The following is a 22674-nucleotide window of genomic DNA, read 5'->3' as shown; positions in this document are numbered from 1 at the left end:
TAAATATAAAGGACGCACAGTCCTCTTCTGGCACGAAGCTGCCTGCCTGGAAGTTAAGTGGGGCAGCGATATGCGAGGAGCAGAAGTAAAATTTGACTGTTAGTTAGCACTGCGACTCCGAGATGCCTGTTAAACAGTGGCAATTCACATCAATAGAAATGCCATGTTCGTGTCTGCTGAGCTTTGTTACCCAATCAATACATGAATGTACCCGTCTCCCACCTGCGTTTTTACGCTGGATCGCCGGAGCAATGAGTTTTATTCACCATTTTTTCGCTGATCAAAGGTCGCGCGAGCACGCTTGATCGTTGCAAGGTTTTCTTCAGCCCACATCCACACGCCACAAAATGCAGCCCCCAGACTGAGACCCAGATCCGTCAACTGGTACTCCACTTTGGGCGGCACGACAGGATAAACCGTACGAATAACCAACCCTTCCCGTTCCATATCCCGCAGCGTCTGCGTGAGCATTTTCTGACTGATCCCAGCCACGTGTTTCGCCAGTTGTGTAAAGCGCAGTTTGCCCTGTTCAGCCAGTACCTCGAGGATCAGCATGGTCCACTTGTCTGCAACCCTGGCGATGACGTCATTAACCAGCGCTTCAACCTGAGGGTCCAGTTTATCGGCCTGCGAGAGCTTTTTCTGCACGTCTTCATGACCGAGTGTGTTGTCGCTCATACCTTTACTCTCTTTTCGAGGGTTATCGCCCTTTTGGGCTGTTTGTTTCAGAAAGTATGCGGCAAATCGAATTTTCTTACCAGAATGAAACGGCTCGCCGCTGAGGTGTGCCCAAATCTAACCGAAAGGTAAGTAGGGTACTTTTCGGTGCCTACTTCCTAAAAAAAGTAAATACACTTACTGTCTGAAGCGTACCCATTCTTACGCCAACTCAGAAGGCAGACTTCAGCATGAAAACAACAGACAACACCATACTCATCACCGGGGGTGGTTCGGGCATTGGCCGGGAACTTGCCCTGCGTTTCCACGAACTGGGTAATACCGTCATTGTCAGCGGCAGGCGCTTGCAGTCCCTCAGAGAAACGATCGCAGGAAGAGCAAATATGTATGCGATTGAGCTTGATATCGATGACCCCGAGTCCATTAACGCGTTTGCACAGCGGGTGGTGGACGAGCATCCGGCTCTTAATGTGCTGATCAACAATGCAGGCATTATGCGTTACGACGATCTCGGTACAACCGGCGATTTGCTTGATGCTGAGGCCCATATCACTACCAATTTACTCGGACCCGTTCGTCTCACTAATGCCCTGCTTGACCATCTACGGAAGCAACAGGCCCCTGTCATTGTCAATGTCTCATCCGGTCTGGCATTTGTGCCGCGCACTGACGCGGCAATCTATAGCGCAACCAAGGCTGCTATCCATTCCCTGACCCAGTCTTTACGCCATCGTCTTACCGGGCAGATAGAAGTTATCGAACTGATTCCACCCGCTGTTCAGACCGAACTTACGCCCGGTCAGGCCGACCGGGAAGGGTATCTGCCGCTCACACCGTTTATCGATGAGGTAATGGCACTCTTTTGCGAAAAGCCAACGCCAGAAGAAATCGTTGTCGAACGCGCCCGGTTGCAACGTCTGGCTGAACGGGAAGGACGCTTTGACCAGGTATTTGAACGGATCAATGGGCATTGAGGACGAGAGCAAGCCTGCGAGTCAGAGTAAGCAGCGCCCCATGATGCCCGACGTAAATGCTGAGCGTGGTCGCCAAGACACGCACAGCATGTTTACTTGAATGCGGTTCTGCACTCCTTGCCGTTCTCTGTCAGATCAGCAAAAAAAGTGTAGTGCTAGCCCGCGTAGCCCCCAATCAACGCGAAATATCACGTTTTATTCGGTTAATATCATCAGCACTGAATGAAATATTTACCTTTTCACCCGTATCTTCCACTATTTTCTGAGCAATCATTTCTGTCACAGGGCTAATTATATTGAAATGGTCAGCCCCCTCAATCTCATAGACATGAAAAGGAATGTTATTATCTTTTGCCTGATTTTTTAAACGATTAAATTCCGGCCAGTAACTTTCTTCACCCTCAAAGTAAAACGTTGGCGATGTTATTGATGTTACGAACATACCGGGTGAACGGAGGCGGAACTCTTCAGGATTTTTCTGGTTAAATGGCACAGCGACCATCATGCGGCCGCCTTCAATACGCGCTTTCAGATCGGGGATTCCTCCTAAAGAAAACGCGGCTCTAAAACCACTCAGCGCTTCGCTCGCCAGCAAAACACGGGTGCCGCCTGTACTGTGCCCGGCCAAATAAATTCTGTTTGGATCGACATACGGCAATGAGGCTAAATACGTTCTGGCAGACGCTATATCATCAATTTCGCCATAAAACATCTCATAGCGCCCTGGGTTATTATTTTCTCCACGAAAGCTTGGTACCATCATAACTAAACCCGCATGTCTGAATGCGCTTCCGCTCTGATCATTATCTTTGGGATGCTCTGCCCAGAAAAAATCATCATCACCGATACCACCATACCCGCCCACCAACCAAATTACAGCCGGATATTTTTTTCCATCATTAGGATTGGGCGTAAGAAAAGCAGCCATGGGGCCATCTTTGGCGGGATAATGAACCAGCGAAAAAATATCAGCAGGCGGCGTTTGTGGTTCACCATCTCCCTGGAAACTGGTATCAATAATTTCGGTCTTGAATTTTGCCCGCGCACTACTCAAACTGTCGATACTTATTGCATTTTTTTGACTGTTTTGTGCGAGGGTTGTGGCTGGCAGACAGAGAGAAAGCGCGGCGAGCAAAAGCACACCGCCGGTGAAACGGGTATAACATCTCATTACGAAATCCTTATCGTTTGAACTGGCACTGAATAATATCCATCATTCCCAAAAATAACAGAGAACGCAGCAAATACCACTACATTCAATTAGATAGAATAATGTATACTTGTTTGATAGTCAAAAAATTGAAGGATCAAACATGAACAACGATGACATGGAAGAAAAACTGCTGGGCAAGGGTTTCACGCCCAAAGACATTGCGCATATGAAAAAGATCATCAGTCGTGGTGTAAAAAAAGGTGATACCGAAGAAACATTACTTTCCTTAGTACACACCTTAAAAAATCGCTTTTATAACCTATTTTCGATAGTTTTGCTGATAATCGCAGTGTTTATTTTAAACATTTATTTTAAATATCCAATCAGTACGCCATCGTTTATAAGCAATTTTATCGTGACGCTCTTTGGCCTGTTTTGTACATATCACATTGGCGCTTTACCCCTGAGTTATAAATCTTACTGCTATTGTAAGAAAAATAAATAACAGGGCTCTTCATTATATCTCTTAGACATAATCCGTATCTTATTTCCTGTACCTGCCCTTTTTAGCGTGAGTAAAAGATTGAAAGCGGCACGTTGACCCAGTGCATCATAGTACTGGGTACTAGCCGCCTTTTGACTCAGATAAACATCCACCGTCTACTCGTCCATTTTCCCTGACGACCAGTGCATCGCCAGCCGCTGCCCGGCTTTGATTTCATCGGGCTGCATCACCGCTTCCAGATCGTTGCGTGCATGAATGGCATCGTTCATTCCCTCCGTCGCCGCCATGGCGTACCAGGCATAAGCATGAATGCGGTTACGCGAAACCCCCATCCCATCCTGGCGCATCATGCCCATCCGGTATTGCGCCATGCGGCTCCCGGTTTGCGCCGCCAGTCCGTACTGTTTTGCCGCCGCCACATAATCAGTTTTACCACCCTGCCCAAGCCGCAGCATATCGGCATAGGCCACGCGTGCAGCAGTATCACCGCTCGCCGCAGCCTTTGCATACTCTTCGCGCGCGCGTTCCAGCGCGTTGCGTTTGAAAAACACGTCTCCCAATTCACGCTGCGCCCGCACGAACCCCGCTGCGGAGGATTGCTGCAACAGTTGCTCACGCCCTTCGTGTCGAGTTTGCTGCTGGCTGAGTAAATAGCTGGCTTCGCCCGATCCCCCTGCTGCCGCGCGCGTCAGCCAGTCGTGGGATTTTTGTCCATCCATCGGTAGCAATGTGCCTTCCCGATACGCTTTGCCCAGCCACAGCTGAGCGCTCGGCTCGCCGTTAGATGCCGCCCGTTGATACCAGGCCAACGCGTTCTGCCCGCTTTCATGTTGCGCGATCCACAGCTGTGCTTGCGGCTGACCGAGCGTTGCCGCACGGAAATACCAGCGCTCCGCCACATCGCGCCGAACTGCCACACCGCTGGCCTGCTCATAGCGTTTTGCCAGTTGATATTGCGCATCCCGGTTATCGCGCTCAGCGGCCTTCTGCAACCAATTGACGGCATCAGCCTCACCGCCTGTTCGGCTGGCATGCCACTGCGCCACCCTCAACTGTGATGGCGCGTAACCATTGGCCGCAGAGGTTTCAAAATCATCCAGACAGGCGGCAACCAGCTTGCCCTGATGCTGCGCCTGACAATCCGTTCCCAGACGATACCCCGCTTCACCATTGCCAAGGCGTGAGGCCCTGTTCCACCAGTGCCGTGCGGCAAGCGCATTCTTCGGTTCCCCCAGCCCAGCCTGATACCAGTCACCGACTTGCAGAGCCGCCGCGCCACGCATTTCAGGCGTCGCCGCGCGTTGCGTCTCTCCGACCGTTTGCTGCATCCATTTCATCGCTTCGGGATACTTTCTCTGCCCCGCCAGCTGTTTCGCCAACTGATACTGCGCCTCACCGTTGCCCCGTTGCGCCGATGCAGTGAGTTCTGCCTCTGACAGCGTGGTCACCGGAGCCTGGCACGCCACCAAACAGCAAGCCGCGAACGCCAGTGCGAGTCGTTTATCTTTGAACATGCAATTTAGACCGTTTGGTTTCATCATTAACGCGCCACATCGCCTTGTTGCAGGCGATACAGCCTGATGGAGAAAGCGCGCAGCTCATCCTCAATCCCGCGCAGTTCAGCCGGAGACAGCGATTGATGCTTGGCATTGCGCGCTTCAAGCTCACGCAGGCGCAGGGTAAAGGGCACGTCTGCGGCCAAATCCTTTTGCAGATCGTACAGTTTGGATTTGAGGAACGAGAGGGTCACCGTACGCCGCTGCCGTTCCAGTTCAAGCAAGTGTTGCAGGGTATCGTCAACGTTGGCACGCGCCTGCTCGTAGCCGGTAATACGCGGTTGCTCTCCCTGGAGCTGGTCAAGCGAGCGTTGCCACTGGCGCTCCATCTCCTTCACCGCCAGTGAATCGGGATAGAGTTGATGCATGACGTTTTTCAGCCCATCGCCGTACTGATAGAGGTAGAGCGGCGAGGTATTTTTCACCTGCTCCAGTTGCGTCTGATAATGACCGATCAGTGCCCCTTCCATGCTTTGCAATTTTTGTTCTCCCAGCGCAATGCGTACGCTGCGAATCGCGTTGTAATCGGGGGCACTCGGCAGCGCAGAAGCCGACTGCTGCACTAATGCCAGTGCCTGCGCCTTTTGCTCCTGCACGTATTGCCAGACGCTGAATGCCGCCACGGGAAGCGCACAGCTCAACAAACCGGCGGCGAACCACAACCAGGCCGGTGTGGGTTTCTTGTGTGTCTCAATTTTCAGCACCGTCGGTTTCATCTGCCCTTTCTCCCGTCCGATAAGTATGCTGCCCGTTGGTAACGGCGCCTTTCCGTCGCGCGTGACAACGCCGCTCGGGTCCGCCGTCACGGCCTCCATCTCGGAGTGAAAAAACACCATCGGCGGGACCTGCATGTCATGCTTGTTCAATGCCGGATCGTCCGACACGATGACGATTTCCGACTCATCAAACAGGTGGGTATAACCTTCGATAAAATGCAGCAAATTCTCCACGCGCGGAATACGGCTCAGTCCAACGTTATGCAGCTTCTCGCTCATCAGTTGCAGCGCGCGTTCACAGCGATACACCAGCCGTTTATCTTCATGACTGATGTCGTACTGGCGAATCACTTCACTGATGCGGGCAATAAACCAATCCAACATCTCCACGCGTGCCCGTTCCTGATGCACCGGCGGCCAGAAGTTGTCCCACTGGGTGACGATAAGATTGGCGAGAAACTCGCAGCTTTCGGTAAAACCGCTCAACCCCGCCAACCGTGAACGTGCCAGCGCGAAGTAAAGGGCGGTTTGCAAGTCCACTCCCTGTTTTTCAAACAGGGTGGTCGCCATATCATGCACCCGCATCCAGTCAACATCAGGACGCGAGGCGTGACTCAGTTTGTTGATCTCTGCCCGCAACGCGTCAAACTCAGGCAACATCCGTGGATCGCGGCCCACATTCAGGGCCTGTTGTGCATCTTGCATATCACTTCATCTCGCAGGCAGGCACCACACGGGATGCCCGTCCGGTTAGTTAGTAGAGAGACTCTGGCAGCGTAAACTGGCTGAACAGGCCGCCTGCAAACGGGTTGTGGCTGGCATCGGTGTAGACGCGATAGGTCATCGCCCCCTGTTCCAGCCCGAAGCGCACGTCAAAGGTATTGTCGTTGACTTGAGTAAGCTGGGCGCTGTCGAGCAGGCGATACATCGCCCAGGGTCCGCTAAAACTCACACTGCGCGGCGAACGCTCGCGATCGTCCGGTACCAGCGTCAGCTTGCTTTCCGCGCCATCGCGCATGCTGTTCGGCCATACCAGAGGCGTTTTCAAACGGCGACCGTGGGTGTATTCCAACAACTGGCCGTCAAGGTTCAATACGCTGCGACGCTTGTTCGCGGTCAGCTCCAGCGGCTCCAGCACAAAATGCACTTCCAGACTGCCTTGCGCATTAAACAGCGTCTGTCGAATGCGGTTGGCGCGCTCCAACTGCTTCATCAGCTCGGTTTGGCCCGGCGTTGACATGCCCTCCTCCAGCATCCCGCTCTCCAGCATGGCTTTGAGGTTGGTCTGGTAAAAGCTGTCCAGCGTGCCACCCGCCATAAAGAACTGTTCTATTTCTGACAGTGGTACATCCTTGTTAGAGGTGGGATCGAACGGGTAGCGATTCGCCAGTTTCTCGTTAAACGGCGTCACCACCTTATTCAGCCACTCATCATTGAGGGAAGACATCGCCAGCCCCGTCACCAGACTGGTGCTCTCCGCTGCCAACCTGCCCACCCAGCGATCGAGCGGCGCCGGCAAGCCGCGCGCATATTGCTGCAAAGCAAACAGTGGATCGGAAAATTTGTTACCCTGACGCGCCTGTAGGGCTTTAAGTGCGGCCTGCCCGGGATCGGTGGCATTCACTATCTGATCCAGATAGTGGTACAGATCGGTCAGTTTCTGGTTCACTTCCTGCACCAGCGGGCCTTGTTCTCCCCGGCCGCTCAATGCCGCATTAATAGCCATGAAGGGGCGACCAGCGCGGGTATTGATGTTTTGCGCCGTGTCGTTGTCATCATCAGCCAGCTTACGGATACGGGTATTGTCGTTCACCGTGGTCAGCACACGCTGGAAGGGTTGATCGTTACCGGTGATATCCGTCAGGATATCCAGCGCCTGTTCCGGGGTTGCCAACGTCTGCACATCGATGTTAGCCAGTACCTTTTGCCACTGGTTGATGTAATCGGTGATATAGCGATCGTTCACCTGGCGCAGAATCTCACGCCGGTCTGCGTCGCTAAACTGGGCGCGTTCACGCTGTCCCAGTACCCAGGCATCCAGCGCCGTCAATTCCAGCAACGCCTTATCCTGCTTGAGGTAGTAGTCGCTAAACCCCGGATAGGTAAGCAAGCGCGGCACGCTGCCTGCGCTTTCATTGCGCAGGGTAAATACCGATTCAAACGTCGGCCCCACTTCGTCACGAATCGCCAGATCCGGTGGCAACACCTCCATTGCTCTCATCACCAGACTCTGATACACCCGCTGGTACATCGGGAGTTTGCCCAACTCCCGCTGTGCCGCGCTAATCGGCGCATTGAACGGTTCAAAGCTGCTTATCGCCACGGCGTCTTTCTGCTCGCGGTCACGGTGCCAGTCGGTATGTAGCAACGCGTAATCCAGATGCTGCATCAGTTGTTCCTGCACTGGGCCTTGTCCCGGGAACGCGCGCTGCCAACGTTGGGCCATAAACTGTTCCACCAGCGCATTGTTACGCCCGGAGGCATCATCCAGCATGCGCATCACGCGCAGAATGGTCAGCTTCTGTTCACTGTTGGCCGGTGCCTGCATCAGATCTTCCAGCAACCCCTGCATCACCGCAGGCAGAAAGCGCTGATTGAGCATTTGCAGGTAGGTTCCTTCAACAAACGGACCGATCTTCCCCCCCTGATACAGGCCGAGATCCGCCAGCATCGGCGTGCGCTCATGGTAGTTACCGAACGACAAGGTGGCGTCGCGGATCAGATTAAGACGCGGTAGCTGCTGGAAACCGTAGCCCGGCTGGCCTTCCAGTTCATTGGTACCGATAAACGCTTGCGCTTTGGTCAGCACGTTGCGCCCGGCTTCTTCGTTGACACGATAAAAATGGTGCCAGCCGCCCATCAAGGCAATGCCAGCCACTACCATAGCGCTGATGCCGATGCTCAAACGGCGACGGCGATAGAGATGATGCAGGCGACTTTCCCCCGCCAGGCTCGCTTCAGAAAAGATCACCTCAGGGAAAAGGCGCTGTACAAAAAAGGTGGTCGACTCCCCGCGCATCGCGCTGTTCACCGGCTCCGGTAACTGATAGCGTCGCGAAGCGGACTGGGCAAACGCATCAAACGGTACGCCCTGTTGGTACACGGAGCAGGCATACAGGCCACGCACCATGAAAGCGCGCTCATCGCCCGCCGTCAGGGTTTCCGTCAGCACCTCAAGCACATACGCTTTCAAGCCGGCCAACTGACGCACAAAGGCAAACAGGTTATTGCGCACGCCGCGATCGGTCTGATTAAGCAACATATCCGGCAAGTTACTGTTGAGGTGTTCCGTCCAGGAATCCCAAAAGCCAGCCAAATCATCCAGCCACGCGTTGCCCTGACTCGATTCGAGGGTAAACGTCACACCGAGCACCGCCTGACGCGCCTCACGGTTAAGTTGACGATACACTTTGTCAAAACCGCTCAACATATCCAGCCGGGTCAAGGCGATGTAGACCGGCAACCGGGTATTGATGTTAACCGCGATATCCTGTAACCGCGCCCGCATCACCTGCGCATAGGCTTTACGTTCCGCCACGCTGGCCTGAGCCAGCCAGGCGATATCCAGCGTGAACACCAAGCCGTTGAGTGGCTGACGTCGACGGTTTTCGCACAGCCATTGCAGTAAATGCTGCCACAGGCGCGCATGGCGCTGCCCGTCCATATCGCCATCCAGCGCTGGCTGAGCTAACAAGTGACCGCTAGGGTCCCAAATCACCGCCGACTCTCCAACCCAACAGCTGACCTGCTGGCCGGAAGCGATATCCCGCAGTTCCGCATCCAGCTTGGGATTGAGCTTATTGGCCGGGTTGGCGCGGTGCACCAGGCTGCTTTTACCGCTGCCTGACAGCCCAATCATCAGATACCACGGCATGGTGTACAACGCCCGCGCACCGAGTTGGTTCTGGAACGCCGCCAGCCAGCGATCGAGGAAGGTTTGCTGATGGTCAACATCGCGTTGCAGCGGATCCAGCTCGATGACCTGCTGTTCACGCCGCTCGGCACGCAGTTGTCGAACGCGTCGCCAAACGCACCAGGCGCTGTAGGCAAATCCCAGCCATAACCAGATAACGCTGAACACCACCCGTTCCCATATCCCTTGCAGCGGACGCCGTTCCCCCACCTGCAACAGTGGGCCGAACCACCAGGCCGCGATCAGCACAATGCTCCACAGCAGCACACCCAGCAACAGCCAGGAGGGTTTCAATTTTGGCAATTGCTTGCGCAAAAACGTTAAAATCGTTTTGAACATAGGTAACCACTCACTCCTGAATCTCTTATCGTTGACGGATCGCAGCCAATTGCTCCACACGGCCCACCATTTCTGGCTCCCACTGCATCAGCGCTAAACGCTGACAGGTCTGCCACAAATGCTGATAGTGCTGTGCGGCCAGCGCTTTCATGCCCTCTTCCATCAGTAAATCCGCCAGCACCAACTCGGCATAAAAGCGATCGCGCGGCGCTTTCAGGCGATGCATCCGTTCATCCATCAGCGCCAGCGCCGCATTGATGCCCTTTTCGACGCGACAGTTGGCGACTTCCGTTGCCAACCCCTCCTGACGCCTGCCGCCACCGTGTGCTGGCTGGCTGGATTGCAGCCATTGGTGACACTTCCTGGTTAAAAAGGGCGAACCGTCACTAAACGCCAAATCGCTAAGTTCGGGCACCCGTTGGAGAAATACGGATAGCTCATCCGCGATAGCGTGAGCGACCGCAGCGTGCCCGAGGTGTGTCGCAACCGTAGCCGAGAGCATATGACCGTCAAACCAGTAGGGTGCCAGCACCAGACTTTGTTCAATGCGCTGCCACAGGCTTTGATCGGCCTGCGCCAGCGCACCCTGGTATTCATCCACGCGGTCCGGCGATACCGGTGCCAATGGGGTTTTATTGCCCTGGGTACTCATCGGCGGCGTGGTAATGCCGGACCACAGGGCATTGCGCCGCAGCCGGTAACCCACGGGCGCATCCGGTTGGCGTTCAACCAACAGCGCCGCCACATTGAGCTGTGTCTGACGCCAGCCGCGCTCATCGGAAGCATTGATCTCTACGGCACTGGCCGGTGCTGGCGCAGTGACGTGCAAAGATGCCGCGTCATGGCTCGGCGCTGCGGCAGGCGTTGACTCACGATCGGCCTGAGCCTGCTGGCGTTGCCGCACACGACTGATGCTGCTGACCAGTTCATCCATCAGTGCCGTTTTGTCGTTTGCAAGCTGACGCCAGCGTTCTGATAGCGCCAGCGCCTGGCGCTCCAGCTGTTCCAATTCGCTGGCAGACGCGTTTTCCACGGCGCGCGGCAGCACGCTCTCAAAACGGCGCAAGATAGAGATCATCACTTTCTGTTTCTGCACCGGGCTGGCTGGCCAGGCGACTTGCCAGTAGTGCGCCAGCCAGGCATCCAACAGCGTTAACGCGGTGGTGAACGGCGTCGCTCTGGCGGGATGCTGTAAACAGCGCAACAGTTGCGCCAGCACCCGCATATCTTTGGTGCGCGTCTCCAGCAGCGTCAGGCATTGACCCGCCACCGCATTGAGATCCACCTGGCTGTGCGCCAGCGATCCCAGCTTGACCAGCTCGTTTTCCACCTGTTCCCACAAGGGATCGTCCGCCGCCACGGCAGCGCGCAACAGGTCGTCCGGCAACGGTGTCAACAAGCGCCCGGCCCAGGGATGGGTATGCATCAACACCGCCATCACCAGTGACACTGCTGACGCAACGGCGTCAGCGCCTCAGTAAGACCGGTAAGGTCGATGCGGAGCGGTTTGCCGCTGGCATCGCTTAACACTAATTGCTGATGTCCCATCCAGCGTTTAAGTGCATCGATCGCCGGCAAGCCACGCCCATACTCCAGCAGTTGACCGTGGTTGCGCACAAACCAGCTGTCTGCGCTGCGGATACCGTCCAACTGCACGTTAACCGCCTCTCCCACCCAGGGCGTCACCAGCGTCAGCCGCAGGTGCGTGATGTTGCTGGTACAGCTCACTACCAGTTGATTGCCGTCAGCCAGCGAGCGCGTTAAGGTCATATCGCCACCGTTTGCCTCACGCTGTAAGTGGAAGCCATCGTTTTTCTCCGCAGACGACATTGCTCCCGCACGCTCCCCTTCACGACTGAGTGCGTCATAGCAGGCCAGCCGTACCTCAGAGGTGGTTTCACTGCGGCACTGTTCCCACAATGCCAGCCAAGCCGAATCCGGAGCGCCCGTCGTCGCTAACAGCAGCGGTAATGCAGTCAGCAGCATCAGTTCACCTCCAGCTTCTGGCATTTGTGATCGAGTGTACGTTTGGGAATATTGAGACTCTCCGCCACCAGCAGACGGTTACCATGGAACTGGCTCATGCGTGCTTTGATCACCGCGGCCTCATATTGCTGCGTGGCGACGCGCAGATCGTGGATCTCCTGAAAATGCGCTTTGGTTTCCTCCGCGCTTCCCGCCATGCGTTCGCATATTTCTTGTGGCAAGGCAGCCAACGTCACCGTTTCCCCCTCCGGCGTATGCGCGCAGGCAATCTCCAGCAAGTTGCGCAGTTCACGCACGTTGCCGGGGAAGTCATATCCCACCAGTTGGCGCAACAGAGCGCGGTGCAACGGCCCGACGCGTTTCTGCTGCTGTCGGCTAATCTGTACGATAAAGTGTTCGCTCAGCAGGCTGATATCATCCGGGCGTTCGCGCAGCGGCGCGATCTGCATCAGGCATTGGCATAGGCGGTGGTAGAGATCCTGACGGAAGGTGCCTTCTGCCACGCGCTGCTCCAGCGGTTGGTGCGTGGCAGCAATCAGGCGGAAATCGGAATGGCTCTCCTTGCCCGCGCCGAGCGGGCGGAAACGGTGTGTTTCCAGCACGCGCAGCAGCTTGGCCTGCATCAACGGTGGCATATCGCCGACTTCATCGAGAAACAGCGTGCCACCGTTAGCCTGTGCCACCAGTCCAACCTTGTTGCTCTGCGCGCCAGAAAACGCGCCTTTTTCGTAGCCAAACAGCTCACTTTCCACCAGATTCTCCGGAATAGCCGCACAGTTGATCGCGACGTATGGCTTATCCGCACGGTCCGAGCACTGGTGTAACAAGCGTGCCACCACGTCCTTGCCGACACCGGTTTCGCCCAGTATCAACACCGCGAGACGATGATGTGCCGCCTGATAGATCTGGGTATGCAGTGCCTTGGTGGCGGAAGACTGGCCGATCAGCGTCGCTTCAACCTGCTTCTCCCGATCGCGGCGATGCACATCTTGATCTTTGATTTGGCGCAGCGAATCACGCAGCGCCGTCTGTTCACGCTGGGTAATGGCTAACTGACGCAGCAACATTAACTGGCGGCAGAATACTTGCCCAAGGCGCACTCCCTCGCCGCTGTGATGCAGTGCAAACAGGCGGTCAGACGAATCCAGCAGCGCCAACACCGCCAGCGGTTTGCCATTTTCTGCCAACAACGGTAACGCATGCAGCCCGCAGGCCGTGCCAACACGGCACAACATCTGACGAAAATCGTGATGCTCGATGCGTGCGCCACCGTACAAAGAATCCCAGGTGCGCACCTGATTTTTGTGCAATACGTAGGCCAGTGGGTGGCTAAAATCATCCACCGCCAGTTGCAACGATACTGGCGCATCATGAACGTGCCCGTGGCACGTCAGTTGACGGCCGCTGACATCCACCATGCCCAGCAGCACCCCCTGCGGTTGCCAGACGCGCTGAATGGTCTCCAGCAGCCAGTCGCGCAACGCCGCTTCGTCTCGGGGTTGCGTTAGCGCCAGCGCCAGATCGAGGGCTCGTTGCATATTCAGCCCTCCACCTCAGACTGGAACTGGCCCTCTTTCACCTGGAAATGCACCCGCCGAACCGGCTCGCCAGCGGAAAGGCGTTGCAGCAGTTGCAATGAAACCGGTGGCAACAGCGCGCCATCGATCACCGATTCCAGCATTCGGGCACCGTTTTCGCTGCGGTTTGCCAGACGCAGAATCTCTTCCGGCACCGCCTCGTCGATCACGGTTTCGGCACCAAAACGCTGTTGCAGCAGTGCCACCAGGCGCGCCAGCTTGCCGTGGACGATGGCGACCATCGTGGCGTGATCCAACGGCAGGTAGGGAATGACTTCCATGCGCGCCAACAGCGCCGGCTTGAAGAATGCCGCCAGCTCGGGATAGAGCGCATCCAGCAGATCATTCGAGCGTTCCGTCTGCACATCCTGTGACGCATGGGCGGCATAGTTAACAATGGTTTGAAAACCGAGGTTAGAGGTGAGGAAGAACACCACGTTGCGGCAATCGATGACCCGCCCTTCACCATCGGCCAATTCACCTTTATCGAACGCCTGATAAAACAGGTTAAGCACGTCAGGATGGGCCTTTTCCACTTCGTCCAGCAGCACGACTGAATAGGGTTTCTGACGGATGGCTTCGGTCAACACACCGCCTTCACCAAACCCTACGTATCCGGGCGGGGAACCGATCAGGCGCGATACCGTGTGTTTTTCCTGATATTCCGACATGTTGATGGTGGTCAGGTAATTACGCCCGCCGAACAGCAGATCGGCAATCTGCAACACCGTTTCCGTTTTCCCCACACCGCTCGGCCCGACCAGCAGGAAAGCGCCCAACGGACGACCAGGACGACGCAGATCCGCTCGCGCCGTCAACAGATGTTTGTGCAGGTGTGCGATAGCCAACGTTTGGCCTTTGATGGTTTCACCCAGGAACTCAGGCAGGCGAGTCACCACCTCCATTTCTCCTTGCGAAATGCGGTTGAGCGGCACGCCGGTCCACTCGGAGATCACGGCGGCAATCTGGGTTTTGTCCACGTGTGGGGATACCAATACAGACGCCTGCTGGAGCGCCTCCAATTCACGCTCGCACGCCGTCAGTTCATCAGCCATCGCTTCGATATCATCGGGTAGTTGATCATCATCAGGTCGTTCATCGGCCAGCAGAGCGCTGCGCAAGGCGATAATGCGCTGCACATGCAGCTTCTGCTGTTGCCAATCGGCTTCCTGCTGCGCCAGCTCTGCGACACAGGTTTCACACTCGGTACGCAATGTCGCCAGTCGTTCAGCGGTATCACCCAGCCCAATGCGACGTTGGCGCTCCAGTTGTGCGATTTCCATCTCCTGCTGATGCAGGCGCGTTTGCAACTGGCTGACAGCACGAGGCGGCGTGGTGAGGTTGATGGCAACCCGCGCGCTGGCAGTGTCCAGCACATCAATCGCTTTATCCGGCAGTTGGCGACCAGAGATATAGCGCGCGGAGAGGTGTGCCGCCGCATGCAGCGCATCCTCATCAATCAGTACGCCGTGCGCTTTCTCATAAATGGCGCGCAGCCCACGCAAAATAACGGCGCTTTCGTCCGCACTCGGCTCTCCCACGTTGACCCGTTGGAAACGGCGTGACAGTGCAGCATCTTTCTCAACGTATTTCTTGTATTCGCTCCAGGTGGTCGCGGCAATGGTGCGCAACTCCCCCCGAGCCAGCGCGGGTTTCAGCAGGTTGGAGACATCCAGTCCGCCAGCCTGATTACCCGCACCAATCAGAGTGTGTGCCTCATCAATAAACAGAATGATAGGCCGGGGCGAGTCTTTGACCTCCTGCATCACACCTTTGAAGCGCTTCTCAAATTCCCCCTTCACCGAAGCACCGGCCTGCATCGCACCCAGATCCAGCGTCAGCAGTTCCACCTCGCGCAACCGTTCCGGCACCTGTCCGGCAACGATGCGTAGGGCCAATCCCTCAATCAGTGCACTTTTACCCACCCCGGCTTCCCCAACCACCATCGGGTTGTTTTTACGGCGACGTGAAAGGATATCGATCATTACATCGATTTCGCGATCGCGGCACAGCACCGGATCGAGCTGTCCTTGCCGTGCAGCCTCAGTCACATTCTGGGTATAGCGGCCCAGCTGAGCGCTCACCGCTGCCGCTTGCTCCGTTGCAGCCATCGCGTTCACAGCAACCGGAGTTTCCGATGACTCTTTCACCCACTCATCAAACTGCTGGCGCAGCAGTTCACGGTTGATGTGTGCCAGTGGGCGCGATGCGACTGCCGACAGATACCGGTTTGGCATCATCAGCAATACCAATAGCAACACGCCGCTACGCAGGTGACTGTGCTGAAACTCAGCCGATGCCAGCAACCAGCTGTCTTGCAGCCACTCCACCAGCAGCGGTGAGAAAGAGGGATAGCCTGCCGCCACGAAATCGCTGTCTGCGACGGTTGGTTCGAGCAGAGCCCCGAGGGCCTGCACATCCACGTCGGCGCGCGTGCAGATCTGGCGTACGTCGCACAGCGGCGTATCCAGCATGTTCATCAACAGGTGCTCAATGCGGATTTCCGCGCCCTGATGCTGTATGCAGAGCGCCGCCGCTTGTTCCAGCATATGGCGACACACAGGGTTGAGACGTTCAACCAGCGTAGGCAGTTCGATTCGAATCACGGTGCAGCTCCTGTTACTGTAATAATTCGCCCAGTTGGCGTAGCACATCCTGGGTTTGGTGAATCAACTGGTAGTGGTAAGCCCCGAACGCCGCAGCCAGCACGACACACAGGCCGAGAAACAGGACGCTGAGCGACACCTGTTTGCGCAGACGATAGCGCGATGCCTGCTGCCCGAGATGTTGGTGAAACACCGTAGGGATCGCAGCAGGTTCCGGATGCAACGTGTCGTGCAGTTTGCGCACCACACGGTCCAGCTCCTCACGTCCTTGCACCATTACCCGGTAGCGCCCTTCAAACCCCAGACACAGGCACAGATAGATAAACTCGAGGATGTCGCGGTAGCGAGCCGGGTCTTCCTGAAGGCGATCCAGCAGCACAAACACTTTTTCACCGCCCCAGGTTTCATTGTGAAAACGCGTCAGCAGCGAATGTGCGGACCAGATACTCTGCGCCCCCCATTCCCGCGCCATCACCGCCTCATCGATAACGGTGCACAGAATGTAACGAAACGACAGGATCACGCCGTTTTCGTAGCCATGCGCCTGCAACTCCTGCTCAATGGCCTGAATCTCGGACACCACCCGTTGGTAGAGATCGGCCACGCCCTCGTAAGCCGAGAGCTGACGCACCCGCTCTACCATCCCCAACAGCGGCGTCACCGCATCGATCATCGGGTTGATACTTTGTCCGCGCAGGCTGAACCAGTAATCGGAGTCGCTATCCAGTTGCCGGGCATGGTCATACAGCAGGTCGCCCAGTTGATCGTTTTTAATCACGTCGATGCTCATCATTTCCCCTCAGTTAACCCTGACCGCGGATGGCCCACAGCTGCATATCCAGCTCCGGGAATTCGCCCGCGATGTGGAACGCCAGGGTGTTGCCGGACACCAGCACCTGCCAGGAAGGGCTTTGTCTGTCCAATTGGAAATAGCTGTAACCGGCGTGATACGGCAGTTGGCGTGGTGCAACCGGCAGCGGCAGCAGCGGCACGCCCGGCAGTTGCAGACTGATCAGTTCGCGGATCTTCTCGCTGGAGGCAATCTTGGTCTGTTGCAACAGTTGCTTGCGCAGGTGCTCCTGCGGCATCCGCGCTTTCACCGCCAGCACAAACTCGGCGCTGGACAACAGCTCAGCGTCGCCCACCATCGCCACCATAATCCCATAGGGTTGCTTAATGAGCTGGACCGAGACGGCTCGCGGCGACAGCACGGTGCTCAGAGCCTGACGCAGCGCCAGCATTATCGGCTCGAAGCTGCTCTGCGGATGTTCGTGGCGATAGGCAGGAAACTCTGGCGGCAGTCGGGATTCATCGGTAAAAGTCATCAGTTCGCCACACAGTGCGACCAGCGCTTCATGCAACCTTTCGGGGTGCAACGTGCCCAGGCGCGCCAGGTGGGACAAGCGGGGCTGCGCGCGGTTAAGCAGTTGCAGCATCATAAATTCCGCCACATCGGCGACGCCTTGTTGTCCTGGCGCGGCGATGCGCTGTGCCAGACTGCGCGCACGTTCGGCGACCAGCCCGGCAGATTCCCCCAAAAAACGCTTCAGGGCAGGAATGGCCGTGATGCTCACACTGCACGGCATAAAGTTCGGATCGAGCACCAACCCGCCATCGGGGCGTTTATCGAGAATAGTGGCAATAGCCAATGAGGCGTAGGCGCTGCGATCGTCGCGCTCCAGCATCAGACGCAGGCTGACCTTCCCCACCTCGAGCGACACCACATCGCCGCCCTCGCTGTGCAGATCGCGCACATCGTGGCGTTGCGCCTGCAAGCGGCTGGCAACCCCCTGCCCCGGTTGCCCGACTTCGCTGACACCGCTTACCGCCAGCGGCAAGGCGAGATAAACTTTTTGATTCGCCAGCGCCACATCAGTGATTTCCAGCGGCGGTGGCAGCACATCGTCACCGGGAATGTTGAACACGGTGCCATCCGGCATCACGCCGCTGGCGTTGACCAGCGCGATACGGCCAAAGTTGAGATACTCTTCGTTAATAGCCAGCGTTTGCAGGCCATAAAAATAGTCGCTGAGCGCGCTAAGACGCGCGTGCAGGGTGTAGTCGGTATGCCGTTGCTGCTGTTGAAAATGCTGAGGTTTGATGAACAGCCCTTCCCGCCAAATAATGCGATTTCGACTCGACATGGTTATTCTTCTTCCTGGTCTTTTTTGATGTCGACTTCATCCCGGCGCAGGTGCACCAGAACCTGATAACTGCGCCCGGTGTTTTTCAGTTTGATCACCTTGCGCCATTCCGCACTCTCTGGATCGGCATAGCGCGCGATAACGCCGATGTAATGCACCTTGGCATCCAACGCTTCGGGCGGCAGGTACTTAAACTGCCCCGGCAGCAGGGTATAGTCCTGATGACTGACATAGTTCTTGGTCAGCGCTTTTTCGATATCCTCGGTGATCTGGTCGTAGTCGGCGGCCAGCAGGCGTGAATCCTCAGCCAGTAACACCAGTTGGAATTCGATGGGCGCGGCATCACCGCTCTCGTTAGGGTTTACGTCCGGCTCTGCCAGCAGGCTAAACCCCACCGTGGAGGGTTGATGATCGTTGCTGCCCACCTGAATATCGGGATTGGCGGCGACTTTCGCCATCTTGCCGAGGGTGGTGCAGCCTGGCAGCAAAGCCAACAGGCTGACAAAACAGAGCAGACGCCACATCATTGTTGTACCTGCTGCTGGCGCACCGCGTGGTCATACGCCTGGGCGTACACCTGCTGAAACAGCTTCTGAAAACCTTGCTGACGTACAGAGGTCAGTTCACGGTAGTAGTGCTGGTACATTTCCCAAGCCCAACCGTCATCCACCACATCTTGCTCGCCGCTGCGGCGATAGTGCGCAAAACGGTCGAGCAAGGCGGCTGGCGAGAACGCTTGCAGGATGGTTTCCAGCGCAACGGTAATGGCCTGCTGGTTTGCCGCCTGGTGCACCCGGACGTTATTCAGCACTTCAGCGACTGCTGCTGGCGCAGAAAGGTGTACCGGACTTTTCCCATCGGCAAACAGCAACGGTAAGGTGTCGGCATAGTCCAGGCCCAGACGCAGCGGGTTATCTTCAATCGGGCGCAGATGGGTATCTGCCAATGCGCCTTGCCCGCGCTGCAACACCAACAGCCCTTCCACCATGGCACGCAGGCTTTTTCCCATCTCTTCCAGCATCTCTCGCTGTTGCCTGGCATCCTCCACTGTCAACGTCTGTCCCAGCCCGCGCATCAACGGTGCCAACAGGTGGCTATCCAGTGAACCCGCGGCATCCTGCGTCGCAAGGGGATTATTGATGTCGGGTAATTCCACAAATTTCTGGTCCATGGTGTCCTCAGCAGCTGAAAAAGTAGTAAGCGCAGTCGGTAACGCCGCCTGCGCATCGTCACCGTGGGCACTCAGCAGGCTATGGCGCCGTTCTTGCTGCAATGCCCACAGCGGATCGTTAGTGACGTCATCGCGCGGGGCGTCCGTCTGTGTCTGACGTTTGGTCGCATCCCCGAGCCAGCCATCGAGCCCACGCGCAGTGCCCTGCCCCAGCAGTTGGTCGATACTTTTTTCCTGCATCAGGTCGCTCAGATAGACACCGAGACGAAATGGGCCAATAACCAACTCATCGCCGTGTGACAACAGCACTTTGCGCCCGCGGCCGATCGGCGACAGCGAGCCATTGATAAAGGACTGTCCGCTCAGATCGCACAAACTGAAATGGCCGTCGCTCATCTCGATGCGGGCATGCTCCGGCAGCACGGCACCCAGCCTGTCGCGCAGTTGCCAATGGTCCTTTTCTGACGCCCCCAGCGTGCCGCCGTTGTGGTCAAACTGGTGCTGCACCTGAGAATTGATATCCAGCTGTTCGCTGTTGAGAACAACCAGAGTGAGTGGATGACTAACGGTCACATTGACTCCTGAACGCGATGTATACGTGAAGACACGATTTACTCTTGAACACAGATGGTTACGTAAGGCTCCGTCGGAGGCTGCCCAAGGAAGCTGCTCCAACCCAAAATGCCGCTCTGCTCACTGCCCAACCTCAACCCTTTGGCTTCACCCTCGGCAAAGCCAAGGCGTAAATCCCAGGCCAACTGATCGCGCAGGATAAAAGAGACGAAACGCACCAGCGGCTGGAAGTGCTCGCCGTTGGGCAAGAAGCTAAGGAATCGGCCAAAGCTCAGGCTGCCAATCTTCAACAGGAACTTGCCCGCACAGTCATTGACGCTGTCACCAATGACAAAATCACCGCCCAGCGCGATATTGGCCTTGCCAAGCCGGTTCTGCTGACTGTCGTGGATCGCCACCCGACGTTTTTGCCAGGCCAGCACCTCGACGTCCTCCAGATCAAAACAGTGGCTCACCAGCCCCGCCACCACTTCCGGTGAGCGACTGGGACTGGCGAGCACCCCGGCATAAGAGAGCATCTTGGCGCGGTTGACCGGCAAGCTGTCGCGCACTGCATCGTTCCCCAGCCCAACCAGCGCAAACATCAGCCGTGAGAAGCCATCTTCGCCATCGTTCTGAAAACGCACGTGATAGCGGTATTTACGCCAGGCACGGTGCAGCAGCGTGAGCAAGCGGTGATGAAAGAAATCGAGGAACAGCCCCAGTTTCTGTTCACCCTGTGCGTACTCCCAGGCGAGATCGTCCAGGTAGTAGCCTGGCAGTGGCGACTGACTGCCGTGCAGACCCAGAAACGCCACTTCGAGCGCCTGACGTCCGTTCTCATCGCGCTCCACCTGTACGATATCGCCGGGATGAAAGCCGATAGACGCGGTGGAACGAAAACGCAATCGCTCTTGTTCCGGGCGGAAATCCAATGCCCGTTCCAGATCCACCCCTTCCAATTGGTTAAGCAGTTCCACCAACTGGTAGAAATTAAAGCGCGATGCGTCCTGATAGAACGTCACATCATCGAGTGCTGACCTATCTGCACCGGCCATCGGTAGCGCTCCTTGTTATCGAGATTGACCACCTCCAGCAGGTGGAAGGCGTTAACGCTGGCGTACAGTGAGAAAAAGTGCGCCAGCACGGTACTGAACAAATACAGCTCACCTTCGTTACCAAAGGCCGATTGCCGCACCGACAGTACCGATTTCAGACCACGCACCGGCATCCCCTGCACCAACCGGTCGATCGGTGTGGTTTCGATGGTTTCTATCCCAGCCAATCGCTTGCGCGATGCCTGTTCTGCCTGCTTATCGTGCAGCGCGGGAAAATCGTAGGTACGCAGAATCTGCACCAGCGCATCACGGCGCAACAGCGACACATAGTTGAGCGACAGATTAGAGATCAGCGTCCAGTGCAGGCTGCCGTCCATCGCCGGACGCAGCGGCCGGGTAGGTCGCATCAGGTTGCGAAAGGTGGCAAAGGTGGGCGATGTGCCGGTAGGCACACAGATGCTGCCCACTGGCAGTTGCGCGGCGCGAGCGCGGTTAGTGCAGGTCAACGTGACCGAGACCGATTCATCAAGATTGATCGCTTCACGTTCATCCCCGCGCACAAATGACAGCAGGTGCTCGAACCCATTGCCCTCTACCGCCTCTTTCACCCGAATACGGTAGTAGAGCGCCAGCCGCCCTTTGGCACGTTCGATTTGATGCTGGAAACTTTCAAAGGGTTGGTAGATTCGTGGCACGCCGCGCGAGCGCCCGGCTCGACCTTCCACCCACCCTTCCACGTTATCCACCGAGAAAATTTCGAAGCTGTCAGCATGGCGGAAACTGGCTTTGAGCGGATACTCCGTCTGACGGCCGCTTAGGTTGATAGGCTCGCTGTCATGCTGAAACAGGTTAATGGCGGGCACACAGTTGAGCAAAAACGCGTCCGATCGGATCTTCAGTTCGGCTGGCAATGGACGATCGAAGCAGAAATGCAGTTGGAACGAGGTAAGCGTCAGCGGCAAATCGGGCCAATGGGCGCCGGACAGTTCAAAAAACTGGAAGCTTTCTGGAAAGCAGAAATACTCCTGCAAAATGCGATAACCGGAGTAGACATTACCGGGGTACGGCAGCAGCGCGTCTTCGCGCTCAAAGCCGACCATCTTCAGCGCGCTCGCCTCCTGGCGAAAACGCTGTCCTGCTACCTCCAGCTCAATGTGCGACAGTTGACTGGCAAGCCAGAAATAGAGCTCAGAGGCGGTATAGGTATCGCCGCCGAGGTAAAAGCGCAGCTTGTCCAATTGCAACTGTTGCAGCGACTGCGGGCCATGCAGCGCGATATCAACGGTGATGGTGGAGAGATCGTTGCCGCTTTGTACATTGATGTGGCGAATGTCCGCCGGGTAAATCCAGGCGTCATGACAGGTTCGAAAATGGCACACCACGTCGTCCATCGGCAAGCTATCCAGCTCACACCCTCCGGCCACGAAAGCAGGTTGTGCCAGCGCCCCAGGCAGCACCGAAAACTGCATGATGGTCATGCTCGGCACCGGGCGCAGATAGTTCGGCCACAGCATGCCCAGCAAACCGTGAGTCAGTTCGGGAAACTCATCCTCCAGCTTGGCGCGCAGGCTTCCGGTCAGAAAGGCAAACCCTTCGAGCAACCGCTCGACATCCGGGTCCGTGGTCTGCTCGGACAAAAAGCGCGTAAGCTCAGGATGGGCCTTGGCGAATTCACGCCCTTGCAAGCGCAAGAAGGTCAACTCATCCCTGAAAAACTGTTCCAATGACATAACGCCTCAATGACAG

The 22674-nt window shown here is 56.5% G+C and carries 17 protein-coding genes; 2 read left to right on the top strand and 15 right to left on the bottom strand.

All coding sequences use genetic code 11. The features are described from left to right. Positions 1 to 258 precede the first annotated feature (258 nt). The gene (locus J5069_RS00740) at positions 259 to 678 is read right to left on the bottom strand and encodes a winged helix-turn-helix transcriptional regulator (protein ID WP_264642063.1); all 420 of its coding nucleotides are present in this window, start codon (positions 676 to 678) and stop codon (positions 259 to 261) included. 230 nt (positions 679 to 908) lie between these two features. On the opposite strand from J5069_RS00740, the gene J5069_RS00735 reads away from it, so the two are divergent. Beyond that, positions 909 to 1652: an SDR family oxidoreductase gene (locus tag J5069_RS00735; RefSeq protein WP_264642062.1), complete on the top strand. Its 744-nt coding sequence runs from the start codon at positions 909 to 911 to the stop codon at positions 1650 to 1652. A 175-nt stretch (positions 1653 to 1827) separates the two neighbouring features. On the opposite strand, the gene J5069_RS00730 is transcribed toward J5069_RS00735, so the two are convergent. Beyond that, positions 1828 to 2823, bottom strand: coding sequence for an alpha/beta hydrolase family protein (locus J5069_RS00730; protein WP_264642061.1), 996 nt, complete (start codon positions 2821 to 2823; stop codon positions 1828 to 1830). Positions 2824 to 2965: 142 nt separating this feature from the next. On the opposite strand from J5069_RS00730, the gene J5069_RS00725 reads away from it, so the two are divergent. Next, positions 2966 to 3310: a hypothetical protein gene (locus J5069_RS00725; RefSeq protein ID WP_264642060.1), complete on the top strand. Its 345-nt coding sequence runs from the start codon at positions 2966 to 2968 to the stop codon at positions 3308 to 3310. A gap of 155 nt (positions 3311 to 3465) precedes the next feature. Here the strand turns inward: J5069_RS00725 and J5069_RS00720 are convergent, their stop codons facing one another. From J5069_RS00720 to tssF, 13 genes are read right to left on the bottom strand one after another with little or no spacing between them, the layout of a single operon-like run. After that, positions 3466 to 4824, bottom strand: coding sequence for a tetratricopeptide repeat protein (locus J5069_RS00720; protein ID WP_264642059.1), 1359 nt, complete (start codon positions 4822 to 4824; stop codon positions 3466 to 3468). A gap of 26 nt (positions 4825 to 4850) precedes the next feature. Then, entirely contained in the window at positions 4851 to 6287 is a 1437-nt protein-coding gene (locus J5069_RS00715) for a VasL domain-containing protein (protein WP_264642058.1), read from the bottom strand. 49 nt (positions 6288 to 6336) lie between these two features. After that, the gene (gene tssM / locus J5069_RS00710; RefSeq protein WP_264642057.1) at positions 6337 to 9834 is read right to left on the bottom strand and encodes a type VI secretion system membrane subunit TssM; all 3498 of its coding nucleotides are present in this window, start codon (positions 9832 to 9834) and stop codon (positions 6337 to 6339) included. A 25-nt stretch (positions 9835 to 9859) separates the two neighbouring features. Next, positions 9860 to 11260 carry a type VI secretion system protein TssA gene (gene tssA, locus J5069_RS00705; protein ID WP_264642056.1) on the bottom strand — a complete coding sequence of 467 codons (1401 nt, stop codon included), beginning with the start codon at positions 11258 to 11260 and terminating at the stop codon, positions 9860 to 9862. 11 nt (positions 11261 to 11271) lie between these two features. Then, positions 11272 to 11844 carry a type VI secretion system-associated protein VasI gene (gene vasI, locus J5069_RS00700; RefSeq protein WP_264642054.1) on the bottom strand — a complete coding sequence of 191 codons (573 nt, stop codon included), beginning with the start codon at positions 11842 to 11844 and terminating at the stop codon, positions 11272 to 11274. Further along, the gene (locus J5069_RS00695) at positions 11820 to 13358 is read right to left on the bottom strand and encodes a sigma-54 interaction domain-containing protein (protein ID WP_264642053.1); all 1539 of its coding nucleotides are present in this window, start codon (positions 13356 to 13358) and stop codon (positions 11820 to 11822) included. Before J5069_RS00695 ends, vasI begins: the two co-directional genes overlap by 25 nt. A gap of 2 nt (positions 13359 to 13360) precedes the next feature. Continuing rightward, on the bottom strand, positions 13361 to 16003 hold the full coding sequence (gene tssH, locus J5069_RS00690; protein WP_264642052.1) for a type VI secretion system ATPase TssH: 2643 nt from the start codon (positions 16001 to 16003) through the stop codon (positions 13361 to 13363). Positions 16004 to 16016: 13 nt separating this feature from the next. Continuing rightward, positions 16017 to 16793 carry a type IVB secretion system protein IcmH/DotU gene (icmH, locus tag J5069_RS00685; RefSeq protein WP_319801668.1) on the bottom strand — a complete coding sequence of 259 codons (777 nt, stop codon included), beginning with the start codon at positions 16791 to 16793 and terminating at the stop codon, positions 16017 to 16019. A 13-nt stretch (positions 16794 to 16806) separates the two neighbouring features. After that, positions 16807 to 18147: a type VI secretion system baseplate subunit TssK gene (gene tssK / locus J5069_RS00680; RefSeq protein WP_264642049.1), complete on the bottom strand. Its 1341-nt coding sequence runs from the start codon at positions 18145 to 18147 to the stop codon at positions 16807 to 16809. 2 nt (positions 18148 to 18149) lie between these two features. Continuing rightward, on the bottom strand, positions 18150 to 18671 hold the full coding sequence (gene tssJ, locus J5069_RS00675) for a type VI secretion system lipoprotein TssJ (protein ID WP_264643678.1): 522 nt from the start codon (positions 18669 to 18671) through the stop codon (positions 18150 to 18152). After that, a complete protein-coding gene (gene tagH / locus J5069_RS00670) occupies positions 18671 to 19891 on the bottom strand; it encodes a type VI secretion system-associated FHA domain protein TagH (RefSeq protein WP_264642048.1) in 1221 nt (406 codons plus the stop codon). The genes tssJ and tagH overlap by 1 nt, the downstream gene beginning before the upstream one ends. 38 nt (positions 19892 to 19929) lie before the next feature. Next, entirely contained in the window at positions 19930 to 20928 is a 999-nt protein-coding gene (tssG, locus tag J5069_RS00665; protein ID WP_264642047.1) for a type VI secretion system baseplate subunit TssG, read from the bottom strand. Beyond that, complete coding sequence (tssF, locus tag J5069_RS00660) at positions 20892 to 22658, bottom strand: type VI secretion system baseplate subunit TssF (protein ID WP_264642046.1); 1767 nt, start codon at positions 22656 to 22658, stop codon at positions 20892 to 20894. The genes tssG and tssF overlap by 37 nt, the downstream gene beginning before the upstream one ends. Positions 22659 to 22674: the final 16 nt, after the last annotated feature.

It is taken from the genome of Candidatus Symbiopectobacterium sp. NZEC127, assembly GCF_025962675.1.
In the GTDB taxonomy this organism is placed as follows: Bacteria; Pseudomonadota; Gammaproteobacteria; order Enterobacterales; family Enterobacteriaceae; genus Symbiopectobacterium.
This window is presented reverse-complemented; position numbering and strand designations above follow the sequence as displayed.